Genomic DNA, 13,560 nt, shown 5'->3' with positions numbered 1-13,560 from the left:
GCCATGGCGCTGCTGGAAGTCTCCGCCCTCAGCGTCTCCTATGGCCGGGTCGCCGCCCTCACCGACGTGTCGCTGAAGGTGGAGGAGGGCGAGGTCGTCACCGTGCTCGGCGCCAACGGCGCGGGCAAGAGCACCCTGCTCAAGGCCATCCTCGGGGCGGTGCCGGCCAAGGCCGGCGGCATCACCTTTGCCGATGCCGACCTGACCCGCGCGGCGCCCCACCGGCGCATGGCGCAGGGGCTGGTGCTGGTGCCGGAAGGCCGGCGCATCCTCATTTCCCTCACGGTGGAGGAAAACCTGCTGCTCGGCGCCCACATGCGCCGCGACGGGCAGGCCGTGCAGCGGGAGATGGACGCCATCTATGCGCGCTTCCCCAACCTTGCGGAGCGCCGCCACATGCTCGCCTCCTGCCTCTCCGGCGGGGAGCAGCAGATGCTGGCCATCGGCCGCGCCATGATGGCGAAGCCGCGGCTGATGATGCTGGACGAGCCCTCCCTCGGCCTCTCGCCCTTGTTCGTCTCGCGCCTGTTCGACCTGATCGGCGAGCTCAATGCCGGCGGCCTTTCCGTGCTGCTGGTGGAGCAGAACACCGGCCGCGCGCTGAAGGCGGCCCACAGCGCCACGGTGCTGGAGCTGGGCAAGGTCAGCATGGCCGGCAACCCGGCGGTGCTCGCCGCCGACCCGCGCCTGCAGGACGCCTATCTCGGCGGCGGCGCCCATCCATGACCTCGAAAAGCACAATCCAGAGAGGAGTGAGGGACATGAAGAAAAGCATGGCGTTCGGCGCCGGCCTTCTGCTGACGCTCGTTGCCGCCGGCGCGGCGCGCGCCGAGGACGCGCTCGTCCTCGGCTACATGATGGCCAAGAGCGGCCCTTATGTGAGCCTTGCCAACACCAACGAGGTGGCGGTGGACATGGCGGTGGAGGAGATCAACGCCAAGGGCGGCATCAACGGCCGCAAGATCAGGGTGGTGAAGTTCGACACCGCCGGCGATCCCAAGCAGGCCACCACCGCCGTGCGCTCCTTCGCCCAGGATGCTGGCGCGCTCGCCGTCATCGGCCCGTTCTCGTCCTCGGAAGTGCGCACCACCTTCCCGGTGGGCGAGCGCGAGGGCATCGCCCAGATGTCCATGGCCTCCTCCGCTCCAGGCCTCACCAAGGGCTTCACCTACGGCTTCCGCAACACCACCGACGAGGGCCGGGTGATCGACCAGGTGCTCGGCGCCCTGAAGGACAAGAAGCTGCCCATGGCCACCGGCGCCGCCGCTTATGCCACCGACGACGTGGTGTCCAAGTCCATCGGCACCGTGGTGGTGCCGAAGATGTTCGAGAAATACGCCATCCCCTCCAAGGGCGCGGTGGATTTCCAGCTCGCCGCCTTCGACCTCTCGCCCCAGGTGGCGCAGCTGAAGCAGATGGCCCCGGACGTGGTGGGCCTCGGTTCGCCGCCCGAAGGCGCGGTGAACATCGCCAAGGAGCTGAAGCGCCAGGGCGTGTCCACCCGCCTCATCGGCGGCACCACCATTGCCGATCCCGAGCTGCCCAAGCGCATGGACGGCGCCGGCGAGACCATGACCATCGGCACCACCTTCTTCCCGGAGGTGAACGACAAGACCAAGGCCTTCACCGCGGAATTCGGCAAGCGCACCAAGGCCGCCGGCCTCACCCGCACCGATCCGAACCAGATGGACGCCTCGGTCTACGACATCGTCTATCTCTACGCCGAGGCCATGAAGCGGGCCGGCACCACCGGCGACAAGGCCAAGCGCGCCGAGGAGCGCGCCGCCATCCGCGACCAGCTGGCGAAGCTGAAAGACTATGCCGCGCTCGAGGGCGCCATCTCCTTCACCGACGGTGACGCGGTGAAGCCCGTCTACATCCTTGAGGTGAAGGGCGGGAAGTGGACCCTCCTCGACACGCGGATGCCGAACTGACCTCGCGTCCGCGTCGGGTCGGCGCCCCTGCTCCACCCCCTTGCCGGGGGCGCCGACCCGCTTTCGTCCTGTTGCAGCAGAGGATGCCATGACCGGCACCGCCCTTCACTTCTCCATCCATGCGGATGGCCGCTCCCAAGAGGAAGTCCTCGTCATCCGCACCGCTGTCATCGCCGGCTGGACCGGCCGCGACAAGGCGGCGCTGGAAAAGCACATTGTGGAGCTGGAAGTCCTCGGGGTGCAGCGCCCGGCCACCACGCCCATCTATTACCGCGTGGCCGCCGCCCGCCTCACCACCGCCCCGGTGATCGAGTGCGCGGGTGCCGATTCCTCCGGCGAGGTGGAGTTCGTGGTGATCGAGAGCGGCGGGCGCCGTTACCTCGGCGTCGGCTCCGACCATACGGACCGCGCCGTGGAAACCTATGGCATCACCGTTTCCAAGCAGATGTGCGACAAGCCCGTGGCCCCCGAGCTGTGGGCCCTCGACGAGGTGCTGCCGCACTGGGACAGCCTGGTGCTGCGTTCGTTTGCGGTAACCGGCGGGGTGCGGATGCTCTATCAGGAAGGCGCAGTCTCGGCCATGCTGCCGCCGCTGGAGATCCTGGCCGGATTCGGCGCGGAGCTGGGCAGCGGCGCGGCCATGTTCTGCGGTACGCTGGCGGCCCATGGCGGCATCCGGCCGGCGGACCGGTTCGAGTTCGAGATCGAAGACCCTGTCCGTGGCCGTGTCATCCGCCACGGCTATGATGTGAAGGTGCTGCCCATCGCCGGCTGACCCGCGCCGTGGGAGCCCCTGGAGGCGAGGGGATGCAGGGCGAGGTGCATGGCGAAGGGGAAGGCGAGGGGGAAGGCGTGGCGGCCGATGCCGCCGGGCATGTGCGTTCCCTGCGCGACGAGGCCTACGAGCTCATCAAGGAGCGCATCATCCGGTGCGTCTTCCGCCCGGGCGAGGCCCTGAGCGAGGCCCAGGTGGCCGCCGGCCTCCGGCTCGGGCGGACCCCGGTGCGCCAGGCGTTCGACCGCCTCATGCGCGACGGGCTGGTGGAGGTGCTGCCGCGCAAGGGCATCATCGTGCGCCCCATCACCGAAGACGAGGTGCGCGACATGGCGGACGTGCGCCTGCTGAACGAAGGCTTCTGCGCCCGCCTCGCCGCCGAGCGCGCCGACCCGGAGCATCTGGCCGCCCTGACCGAGAATGTGCGGCGCGGCGGCATCGCCGCGGCGGAGGGCAATGTGACGGTGCTGATGTCCCTCGACCGCGAGTTCCATGCCACCATCTCCTCCGCCGCGCGCAATGCGGTGCTGGGGGACATCCTGCGGAACCTGCACGAGCGCGCGCAGCGGGTGTGGTTCGTTTCCCTGCGCGATGCCGGGCATCACCGCCGGGTGGTGGAGGAGCATGCCGCCATCGCCGATGCCCTGGCCCGCCGCGACGGGCCGGCGGCCGAGGCGGCGACGCAGGCGCACATCCTCTCCTTCGCCGCCAATCTCACCCGCCAGCTCTGATCAGCCCAGCCACATCCCCACCAGCGCCGCGGCGATGACCCACAGCGCGAGATTGCCCCAGAAGGCGCGCTTCGCCTCCGCCCGGCCGATGCCTTCCAGGGAGCCGGGGGACAGGCGGATGCCGTCGCGGGTGGCCTCGTCCAGTTGCTCCATCACCCGGGCGGTGCGGGTCAGCAGGCCGGGCAGGGTGGTGGCGAAGTGGCCCATCTCTCCGAGGCCCGTTCCCACCCGCTGGATCTGGCCCACCGGGCCGAGATTGCGGGCGATCCAGTCCTCCACCACCGGGGCGGCGGTGCTCCACATGTCGAGCTGGGGGTCGAGGGAGCGGGCGACGCCTTCCACCACCACCATGGTCTTCTGCAGCAGCAGCAGCTCCGGCCGCGTCTGCATGTCGAACAAGGCGGTCACTTCCAGAAGCAGCGCCAGCAGACGCGCCATGGAGATCTGGTCGGCGCGGCGCGAATGGATCGGCTCGCCGATGGCGCGGATGGCGAGGGCGAAATCGTCCACCGAATGGTGGAACGGCACGTAGCCCGCCTCGAAATGCACTTCCGCGGTGCGCCGCCAGTTGCGGGTGATGAAGCCGTAGAGGATTTCGGCGAGGAAGCGCCGCTCCTTCAGCCCCAGGCGGCCCATGATGCCGCAATCCACCACCACCAGGCGGCCCTGCGCGTCCACGAACAGATTGCCGGGGTGCATGTCGGCATGGAAGAAGCCGTCGCGCATGGCCTGCCGCAGGAACGACTGCATGACGATGCGGGCGATCTCCTTCGGGTCGTGCCCGGCGGCGATGATGGCGTCCTTGTCGGAGAGCTTGATGCCGTCGATCCACTCGGTGGTCAGCACCTCGCGGCTGGAGCGGTCCCAGTCCACGCGGGGCACGTGGATTTCCGGGTCGTCCTGCGTGTTCTCGGCCAGCTCGGCATAGGCGGCCGCCTCCAGCCGCAGGTCCATCTCCATGGAGACGGAGCGGGCGAGGGTGTCCACCACCGTCTCCAGCCGCAGGCGCCGGCCCTCGGCGAAATTCTGCTCGCCGAAGCGGGCCATGCGGCGGAAGGTGCCCATGTCGGAGGCGAAGCGGCGGGAGATGCCGGGCCGCAGGATCTTCACCGCCACCGTGCGGCTGCTGCCGTCCGGCTCCACGGCCTGCGCCTTGTGGACCTCGGCGATGGAGGCGGCGGCCACGGCGGGGCCGAAGGCGGCGAACACCTCCGCCACCGGCCGCTCGAAGGCGTCCGCCACGGTCGCTTCCGCCACCGCCTGGCCGAAGGCGGGCATGCGGTCCTGCAGCACTTCCAGGTCGCGCGCCACCCCGGCGCCCACCACGTCCGGGCGGGTGGCGAGGAACTGGCCGAGCTTCACATAAGACGGGCCGAGGCGCGACAGGGCGGCGGAGAAGCGCGCCGCGCGCGTGCCGGCATCCTTGCGGGCGATGAGGCGGGCGATGCGCAAGAGGGGGCGCGCCAGCGGCGGCGCCGAGGCCGGCGAGACGAGGGAGAGCACGCCCTCGCGGGCGAGCACGTATCCGGCCCGGGCAAGGCGCGTGGCATCGGCGACGAGAAGGAAGATCATGGTCGGCATCCGCCGGCTCGGGGGCCCGCCATCAGATGCGGAAGCCCCAGTGGAGGGCCACGACGCCGCCGGTCATGCGGGTGAAGTCCACGCGGGCGAAGCCGGCATCGCGCATCATCTGGGCGAAGGCCTCCGCGCTGGGGAAGCGGCGGATGGATTCCACCAGATACTGGTAGGGCTCGGCATCCCCCGCCACGCGCTTGCCCAGCTCGGGGATCACGCGGAAGGAGAAGGCGTCGTAGATCTTGTCCAAAAGCGGCACGTCCACCTTGGAGAATTCCAGCACGAAGGCGCGCCCGCCGGGCTTCAGCACGCGGCGCATCTCCTTCAGCGCCAGCGGGATGCGCGGCACGTTGCGGATGCCGAAGGCGATGGTGACCGCATCGAAGCTCATGTCGGGAAAGGGCAGGGCCTCCGCATTGGCCTCAAAGAAGGTGACCTTCTCCCCGAGGCCGCGCTTCTCGGCCCGCTCGCGCCCCACCGCCAGCATGTCGGCATTGATGTCGGCGACGATGGCGCAGGTGCCCGCGCCGCCCGCTTCCACCACGCGGAAGGCGACGTCGCCGGTGCCGCCGGCAAGGTCCAGAAGGCGGAAGTCCCGCCCGGTCTGCGGCGGGCGCATCTTGGAGACCAGGGCATCCTTCCAGACCCGGTGCAGGCCGCCGGACATGAGGTCGTTCATGATGTCGTAGCGGCGCGCCACCTTGTGGAACACGTCGTCCACCAGCGACTGCTTCTCGCCGAGGGGGACGGTGCGGTAGCCGAAATGGGTCTGGGCCGGGTTTTCGCCGGCCGTCGGCTCGGTGGTCGGGTCCGTCATGGGGGTCGGGGCCGCGCTGTTGGTCATGGCGCGGGACCTTATCGGATGATGCCGGCGCGCGCCAGAAAGCCGGAGGGCGGCCCCTGGGGGTTGGGCCGCGACAGATGGAACCCCTCCGTTCGGCCGGCCCCGGTCCATGCGGGCGGGCTCACTGCCCGCCGCGGCCCTTTGCGGGCTTGGCAAGGCCATGGGCGAAGCCGGCCACGTCGAATTCCAGCCCGTCCGCAGTGTAGCGCAGATCGGTGTCCCGCGCGCTCGCCGCCGCCCCGCGCAGGGGGAGGGACAAGGAGTGGCCCATGCGCCGCTTGCGGGCGGCGATTTCTTTCCGCAGCGGAAAGATCGGAACGTTGATCGTGATCGTCATAGCCACGCTCCAAAAGTATTTCGCGCGTCGAAGTGGACGTGGAGTTGTTACAATCCTTAACGAATAAGTAACACTTCCATGCCGTGAGGGCGTGCTTCTATGGCACCGCCACATAACGCGGGCTGAACCCGGCGTTTATTGGGCGTTCATGGGGATGAACCAGGGCTTAATCGCGGAGCGCGGCGGGTGTGGCAAATGGGGCGCAGGCGGTGGCGCGCCGGCCTCACTCGGCCGCCGGGCGGGCGAGGCGCCAATGGGCGAGGATGGCCCGCAACGCCGCGGGTTTCAGCGGCTTGTTGAGGATTTCCATGTCCGCCGCGCGGGCCGCGTCGCGCACCTTCTTGGTGCGATCGGCGGTGATGAGGACGGCGGGCAATGTCCCCAGTTTCCACCTCAGCGCCATCACCGCCTCGATGCCGTGGCCGCCGTCCAGGTGGTAGTCCACCAGGGCGATGTCGGGGGTGCGGCGGGCGGTGAGCAGCTTCTCCAAGGCGGTGTTGGCGTCGGGGGCGGTGATCACCTCGCAGCCCCAGCCGGTCAGCAGCAGGTCCATGCCCTCCAGGATGGCCGGCTCGTTGTCGATGGCCAGGATGGTGAGCCCGTCGAGGGGCGCCCCGCGCCGGGCGGGGGCGGGTGCCATAAGGGGCTCCTCGGGCATGGAGACGGCCACCGGCAGCTCCACGGCGAAGATGGAGCCGCGGCCGGGGGTGGAGCGGATCGACACCTTGTGCTCCAGCACCCGGGCGATGCGCTCCACGATGGACAGGCCGAGGCCGAGGCCGCGCGCCACCTTCGCCCCCTGGTCGAGGCGCTGGAACTCCTGGAACACCAGCCGGTGCTTGGAGCGCGGAATACCCACGCCGGTGTCGTAGACCTCCACGCGCAGCCGCCCTGCCTGCCGGCGGCAGCCCACCAGGATGCGCCCGCGCGGCGTGTACTTGACCGCATTGGATATGAGGTTCTGCAGCAGGCGCCGCAGCAGCCGCCGGTCCGAGCGCACCGCCAGCGTGCAGGGCACGAAGGTGAGCTTGAGGTTCTTCTCCTGCGCCAGCGGCGCGAATTCCATCTCCAGCGGCTTCAGCACGTCGGCGATGCGGAAGGGGGCGATCTCCGGGCGCATGACGCCGCTGTCGAGCCGGGAGATGTCCAGCAGGGCGGCGAGGATCTCCTCCACCGATTCCAGCGAGGCATCCACATTGCCGGCCAGGCGCTCCTCCTCCGGCCCCTTGGCGCGCTCCACCAGGCTCGTCACGTAAAGGCGCGCGGCGTTGAGCGGCTGGAGGATGTCGTGGCTTGCGGCGGCGAGGAAGCGGGTCTTGGAGAGGTTGGCCTCGTCGGCCTCGGCCTTGGCCTTCTCCAGGGCCTGGTTCAGGCGCTCCAGCTCCTCGGTGCGCTCGCGCACGCGGCGTTCCAGGGTTTCGTTGGCGCGCTCCAGGGCGAGGGCGGCTTCCACGCTCGCGGTGATGTCGGTGAAGGTCACGGCGATGCCGCCGTCGGGCATGGGGTCGGACCGCGCCTCGATGACCGCGCCGCGCTGGTGCAGGCGCTCGGAGAAGTCCGGGCGGGGGTTGGCATAGCGCGCCACGCGCGCGCGCATGTTGTTGCCGGCCTCGTCCGCCGGGGCATCGGCGAGGATGTCGCGCAGGGGCACGCCCACCGCATAGCATTCCGCCGGCAGGTCCAGCATCTGGCCGAACTGGCGGTTCCAGCAGACGAGCCGCAGCTCGCGGTCGAACACGGCGATGCCCTGGCGCACGTGGTCGATGGCGCTCTGCAGCAATTCGCGATTGTACTGGATGGCGGCGGAGGCATCGTCCAGCAGCTTCAGGGCCGCCTTGGTGGAGACGGTGCGCTTGCGCAAAAGCAGCGAGAGCACGAGGCGCGAGGAGGCGGCCCCCACCGCCGAGGCCAGAAGGTGCTCGGCATAGCGCACGGTGCCGGCGTCGGCCTCCCGGTGGGCGTCGAGGGTGAAGCCGTGCTGGCGCGCATAGCCTTCGAACGAGGCGCGCGCCCGGTCCGTGCCCAGATAGCGCTCCACCGTGGCCATCACCTCGCCGAGGGTGACCGAGGAGCGCCAGCGCAGGAAGGCGGGGCGGAACTGGGTGCGCTCGGCTCCGCCGGCGAACAGCCGGGCCTGGACCCGCTCGATCTGGCTCGGCCGCGTGAGGAAGGACACCACCACCAGAAGCAGCGTGTTGACGGCGAGGCTCCAGGTGACGCCGTGGGCGAGCGAGCCGGCGGACAGGCCGAGGAGGGCGGTGGGCCGCAGCAGGGTGAGGCCGAACGGGCCGGTGTCCACCAGCGCGCTGGAGACGAGCTTGGCCTCCGCCAGGCTGGGCAGCAGCAGGGTATAGGCCCACAGGGCCATGCCGGCGGTGATGCCCGCGATGGCGCCCTTGGCGGTGGCGCGCTGCCAGATGAGGCCGGCGGCGAAGGCCGGCCCCACCTGGGCGATGGCGGCGAAGGAGAGAAGGCCGATCTGCGCCAGCTGCACGTCGCCGGTGGTGCGGTAATAGAGATAGGCGAGCAGGATGATGACGAAGATGGCCACCCGCCGCACCGACAGCAGCAGGTTCATCATGTCGCCGCGCTGGCCCTCGTCCGCCAGCCCGTCCGCCCGCAGGCCGCTGGCATCGGCCGCCTGCGCCCGGCGGCGCAGCAGCAGCGGCATCACCAGGTCGTTCGACACCATGATGGCGATGGCCACGCATTCCACGATGACCATGGCGGTGGCGGCGGAAAGGCCGCCCACGAAGGCGAAGAGGGCGAGCGCCTCGGAGCCTGCGGCCAGGGGGGCGGCGAGCACATAGACGTCGCTATCCACCATGCCCAGCGGAAACAGCGTCATCCCCGCCAGCGCCAGCGGCACCACGAACAGGTTGATGAGCACGAGATAGAGCGGGAACAGCCAGCGGGCGCGGCGGATCTCGCTCTCGGAGGTGTTTTCCACCACCGCCACATGGAACTGTCGCGGCAGAAGCAGGAAGGCCCCGGCCGAGAGGATGGTCATGGTCAGCCAGTTTTCCAGGGACAGCCCGCGCTCGAACGGCGCGGTCACATCCGCCTCCCGCGCTGCGTGCCAGAGCTGGGTGGGGCCGTCGAACAGCACGAAGGTGACGAGCGCCCCCACCCCGAGGAAAGCCGCCAGCTTCACCAGGGATTCGGTGGCGATGGCGAGCATCAGCCCGTCCTGGTGCTCGGTGGCATCCGAATGGCGCGTGCCGAACAATATGGCGAAGGCGGCCATGGCGCAGGCCACGAACAAGGCGAGGTCGCCCACCAGCGTGCCGCGCCCGCCCGAGCCGGCGAAATGGCCCAGCATGGCCACCAGCGAGGCGGACACCGCCTTGAGCTGCAGCGAGATGTAGGGAATGGCGGCGATGATCGCCACCAGGGTGACGATGGCGGCGATGCCCTGATGCTTGCCGTAGCGCGCGGCGATGAAGTCCGCGATGGAGGTGATGTTGTTGGCCTTGGCCAGCCGCACCACCCGCAGGAACACCGGCGCCCCCAGCGTCATCAGGATGATGGGGCCGAGATAGATGGTGAGAAAGTCGAAGCCCTGCGTGGTGGCGAGCCCCACCGAGCCGAAGAAGGTCCAGGAGGTGCAGTAGACTGCCAGCGACAGGGAATAGATGAGCGGGCGCGGCGTGCGCCGCCGGCCCGGCCGCAGCCGATCCCCGTAGCTCGCAATGGCGAACAGGAGCCCGATGTAGGCGAGCGCCGCAAAGATGACCACCGAGGCCTGAAGCATGTCCCCCGTCCGGCGGCGTGCCCGCGCAGGCCGCCCATTCTTGTTCTCTTTGCCGGAACCTCAACACTTCATCGCCGGCTTGTCCAGCGGATGGGACAAGGGGGCGCCTCACCCGCCGATGAAGAAGTCCACGGCAAGGGCCACCACGGGGGCCTGCCAGGCGTGGGGCCCGTTATATTCCAGGTAGGTCACCTCATAGCCCGCTTCCTTCAGCAGGGCCGAATGCACCCGGCCGCTGCGGGCGACGGGAATCTGCTCGTCATTGACCCCGTGGGAGATGAAGACGCGCGGCGCCCCCTCCTGCCGGTGCACCGACATGAAGCCGGCGGACGAGGCGATGACATGGGTCACGAAATGCCCGTTGCTGAGGCCGAGGGAGAGGGCGTAGCTGCCCCCGTCCGAATGGCCGGCGAAGGCGATGCGCGCCGGATCGAGGGGGAAGCGGGCGGCGACGGCGGCAAGGGCGGCTTCCAGGCGCTCGCGGTCCGGCCCGTTGCCGGCGATCACGATGTCCCAGGTGGGAAAGACCGATTGCGGCACCAGCAGCAGGAAGCGGTGCCGGGCGGCGTGCGCCTCCATCATGGGCAGGATCTTTTCCGCGCTGCCGCCGCCGCCATGGAACAGCACCATCAGCGGCGCCGGCGCCTGAGGGTCGAGCCCCTCCGGCACCAGGAGCATGGCGTCGCGCGCGGGCGAAAGGCCCAGCCCATGGCGGCCGGGGGGCAGGGGCGGCAGGGCGCCCGGGGCGTCGGGCGGGGGTGGGGCGAAGGCGATGCGTCCGGCAAGGTTCGGGTCGAGCATGACTGGCCCTATGGTGTGTCCGTGTCTGGTCTACCGTATTCAGAAGACCGCGGCAGCACACATGCCCGACGCCGGCGCGTCAAGCCGCCGGGCCGGCGGTCGCAGCCTCCATGGCGTCGCGCAGCTTCACCACATCGCGCTGGAGCTGGATGGCCGCCGGCAGGTCCAGCCCGGTCGCCGCCAGCACGCAGCCGGGAATGCTGCGCGCCTTGTCCCGCAGGGCGAGGCCGGGCGGGGTGAGGCGCACGCGGACCACGCGCTCGTCCTCGCTGTCGCGGGTGCGGGTCACATGCCCCATGGCCTCCAGCCGCTTCAGCAGCGGGGTGAGGGTGCTCGATTCCAGGCCCAGGGTCTGGCCGATGGCGCCCACCGGCTGGTCGTCCTTCTCCCACAGGGCGACCATGACCAGATATTGCGGATAGGTGAGGCCGATGCGCTCCAGCAGCGGCTTGTAGAAGCGGGTGAAGGCGAGGCTGGCGGAATAGAGGGCGAAGCAGAGCATGTCCTCCACCGGCGGCAGGGGCGGGGCGGGGTGCGGGGCGCTGTTCGGCATGATGCCTCCTGGTGCAGCGTCGCCTGGAACGAATCCGGCGGCGCGAGAATGGTCGGCTAAAAATAATTATCGCGCGATCTAATCGCAAGCTGTTGACGCGACCGAGGGGTACAGCTATATAAATTGCACACGATTAAATCGCGTCATAAATTTATGACGCGGTGCAGCCAAGGAGAAAGACCATGCCCGTGAATGTCCTCTACAGCACCTCCGCCCGCGCCACCGGCGGCCGCGACGGTCACTCCGCCACCCTCGACGGCGCCGTGGACGTGAAGCTCTCCACCCCGAAGGAACTGGGCGGCGGCGGTGGCGATGGTGTCAATCCCGAGCAGCTCTTCGCCACGGGCTATGCGGCCTGCTTCCTCGGCGCCATGAAGTTCGTGGCCTCCCAGGGCGGCCCGAAGGTTCCGGCCGATGCCAGCGTCACCTCCACCGTGGGCATCGGCCCGCGCTCGGAAGGCGGCTTCGGCCTTGCGATCGCCCTCGCCATCTCCCTGCCGGGGGTGGAGCGCGAGGCGGCGCAGGCGCTGGTGGAGAAGGCGCACCAAGTGTGCCCCTATTCCAACGCCACCCGCAACAATATCGACGTGAAGCTCAGCCTGGTGTGAGCGGCGCCGCGCCCGGCCCCTCCCTCCACATGGGGGAGGGGTCGCGCCGGGAAAGGGACGCGTGCAGCGTCAGATCGCTTCGCTGCGCATGGACATCTTTTCGCGGCGGCGCTGGACCGAGGAGGGAATGTTCATTCCCTCCCGGTATTTGGCAACCGTTCGCCGGGCAATGTCGATGCCCACTTCCTTCAGCTTCTGGACCAGCGTGTCGTCGGAGAGCACGTCGTCGGCGGTTTCCGCCTCGATGAGGGACTTGATGCGGTGGCGCACCGCCTCGGCCGAATGGGCCTCGCCTCCGCCGGAGGCGGAAATGGCCGAGGAGAAGAAGAACTTCATCTCCACCACGCCGCGCGGCGTGGAGATGTATTTGTTGGAGGTCACCCGCGAGACGGTGGATTCGTGCATGCCGATGGCGTCCGCCACCGTGCGCAGGTTCAAGGGGCGCAGGTAGCGCACCCCGTGCAGGAGAAAGGCATCCTGCTGGCGCACGATCTCGCTCGCCACCTTCAAAATGGTGCGCGCCCGCTGGTCCAGCGAGCGGGTGAGCCAGCTGGCGCTCTGCAGGCAGTCGGCGAGGAAGCTCTTTTCCTCCGGGGAGCGGGCATGCTTCACCACGGTGGCGTGATAGGTCTGGTTCACCAGAACCCGCGGCAGGGTTTCCGAATTCAGCTCCACCAGCCAGGTGCCGTCGGTGCCGGGGCGCACATAGACGTCCGGCACCAGCGGATGCACCACGCCGGAGCCGAAGGCGAGGCCGGGCTTGGGGTCCAGCCGGCGGATCTCGCCGATCATGTCGGCGAGGTCCTCGGCGTCCACCGCGCAGACGCGCTTCAGCGCATTGCGGTCATGCCGGGCGAGAAGCTCCAGGTTGCGCACCAGCGCCTGCATGGCCGGGTCGAAGCGGTCGCGCTCCTTCAGCTGGATGGCGAGGCACTCGGCCAGGTTGCGGGCACACACCCCGGACGGCTCGAAGCTCTGGATCAGCCGGAGCACGTCCTCCACCTCGGCGGCGGTGACGCCCAGCTGCTGGGCCAGCTGCTCCACATCGCCGGTGAAATAGCCCGCCTCGTCCACGAGGCCGATGATGTTGACGCCGATGAGCCGCCGCATGGGGTCGTTCACCGCGACGGAGAGCTGCGCCTCCAGGTGGTCGGCGAGGGTGGTCTCGGCGGTGAGGAAGGCTTCGGGATTGTAGTCCTCGCCGCGCTCCCCGCCGCCCCATTCGCCCGTGGACGGGCTGCTGCCGGTGGAGCCGGCGCCCACCGAGCCGCGCTCGGCGGGGGCGTCGTCCGGGAAGACGTTGCCGAGGTCGGTGTCGAGCTGCGTCTCCATGGCCGCCCGGCTCGGCTCGGCGTCGTTGTCAGTCCAGTCGTTGCTGGCGGAGGGTTCGCCGCCCGGCTCGGGGGCCTCGCCGCGCTCCGGCTCGGCGTTGCTGTCCCCGCCGGCGTCGCCGCCTTCGCCCTCGGTGATCCGCTCCAGAAGCGGGTTGCGCTCCAGCTCGGCCTCCACATAGGCCACCAGCTCCATGTTGGAGAGCTGCAGCAGCTTGATGGCCTGCATCAGCTGCGGCGTCATCACCAGGGACTGGCTCTGCCGGAACTCCAGCTTCGGGCTCATCGCCATGGCGGGCACCTCCCGCAGGCCGGCG

12 protein-coding genes are annotated in these 13,560 nt (G+C 69.6%); 5 read left to right on the top strand and 7 right to left on the bottom strand.

Going from position 1 to position 13,560, the window contains the following annotated elements; all coding sequences use genetic code 11:
- The first annotated feature begins 3 nt into the window (after positions 1 to 3).
- The 4 genes from ACI7BZ_RS02380 (at position 4) to ACI7BZ_RS02365 (ending at position 3,440) form a co-directional block, all read left to right on the top strand.
- Positions 4 to 726, top strand: coding sequence for an ABC transporter ATP-binding protein (locus ACI7BZ_RS02380; protein WP_414115602.1), 723 nt, complete (start codon positions 4 to 6; stop codon positions 724 to 726).
- 35 nt (positions 727 to 761) lie between these two features.
- On the top strand, positions 762 to 1,934 hold the full coding sequence (locus tag ACI7BZ_RS02375; RefSeq protein ID WP_414115601.1) for an ABC transporter substrate-binding protein: 1,173 nt from the start codon (positions 762 to 764) through the stop codon (positions 1,932 to 1,934).
- A gap of 88 nt (positions 1,935 to 2,022) precedes the next feature.
- Positions 2,023 to 2,709, top strand: a complete 687-nt coding sequence (locus ACI7BZ_RS02370) for a DUF2848 domain-containing protein (protein ID WP_414115600.1) — start codon at positions 2,023 to 2,025, stop codon at positions 2,707 to 2,709.
- A 32-nt stretch (positions 2,710 to 2,741) separates the two neighbouring features.
- Complete coding sequence (locus ACI7BZ_RS02365) at positions 2,742 to 3,440, top strand: GntR family transcriptional regulator (protein ID WP_414115599.1); 699 nt, start codon at positions 2,742 to 2,744, stop codon at positions 3,438 to 3,440.
- Here the strand turns inward: ACI7BZ_RS02365 and ubiB are convergent, their stop codons facing one another.
- From ubiB to ACI7BZ_RS02335, 6 genes are all read right to left on the bottom strand, one after another.
- Positions 3,441 to 5,012, bottom strand: a complete 1,572-nt coding sequence (gene ubiB / locus ACI7BZ_RS02360; RefSeq protein WP_414115598.1) for a 2-polyprenylphenol 6-hydroxylase — start codon at positions 5,010 to 5,012, stop codon at positions 3,441 to 3,443. It abuts the gene before it with no gap.
- Positions 5,013 to 5,043: 31 nt separating this feature from the next.
- Complete coding sequence (gene ubiE / locus ACI7BZ_RS02355; protein WP_414119070.1) at positions 5,044 to 5,832, bottom strand: bifunctional demethylmenaquinone methyltransferase/2-methoxy-6-polyprenyl-1,4-benzoquinol methylase UbiE; 789 nt, start codon at positions 5,830 to 5,832, stop codon at positions 5,044 to 5,046.
- Between the two features lie 148 nt (positions 5,833 to 5,980).
- Positions 5,981 to 6,196: a hypothetical protein gene (locus ACI7BZ_RS02350; protein WP_414115597.1), complete on the bottom strand. Its 216-nt coding sequence runs from the start codon at positions 6,194 to 6,196 to the stop codon at positions 5,981 to 5,983.
- Between the two features lie 223 nt (positions 6,197 to 6,419).
- Positions 6,420 to 9,950, bottom strand: a complete 3,531-nt coding sequence (locus ACI7BZ_RS02345; RefSeq protein ID WP_414115596.1) for a hybrid sensor histidine kinase/response regulator — start codon at positions 9,948 to 9,950, stop codon at positions 6,420 to 6,422.
- Between the two features lie 108 nt (positions 9,951 to 10,058).
- Entirely contained in the window at positions 10,059 to 10,751 is a 693-nt protein-coding gene (locus tag ACI7BZ_RS02340; RefSeq protein ID WP_414115595.1) for an alpha/beta hydrolase, read from the bottom strand.
- 79 nt (positions 10,752 to 10,830) lie between these two features.
- Positions 10,831 to 11,304, bottom strand: a complete 474-nt coding sequence (locus ACI7BZ_RS02335) for a MarR family winged helix-turn-helix transcriptional regulator (RefSeq protein ID WP_414115594.1) — start codon at positions 11,302 to 11,304, stop codon at positions 10,831 to 10,833.
- A 182-nt stretch (positions 11,305 to 11,486) separates the two neighbouring features.
- On the opposite strand from ACI7BZ_RS02335, the gene ACI7BZ_RS02330 reads away from it, so the two are divergent.
- Entirely contained in the window at positions 11,487 to 11,912 is a 426-nt protein-coding gene (locus tag ACI7BZ_RS02330) for an organic hydroperoxide resistance protein (RefSeq protein WP_414115593.1), read from the top strand.
- A 69-nt stretch (positions 11,913 to 11,981) separates the two neighbouring features.
- Here ACI7BZ_RS02330 and rpoN read toward each other — a convergent pair whose 3' ends face one another.
- Positions 11,982 to 13,535 (bottom strand): RNA polymerase factor sigma-54, encoded by a 1,554-nt coding sequence (rpoN, locus tag ACI7BZ_RS02325; RefSeq protein WP_414115592.1) that lies wholly within the window; start codon positions 13,533 to 13,535, stop codon positions 11,982 to 11,984.
- Positions 13,536 to 13,560: the final 25 nt, after the last annotated feature.

The organism is Xanthobacter sp. AM11 (assembly GCF_047444035.1).
Lineage (GTDB): Bacteria > Pseudomonadota > Alphaproteobacteria > Rhizobiales > Xanthobacteraceae > Xanthobacter.
This window is presented reverse-complemented; position numbering and strand designations above follow the sequence as displayed.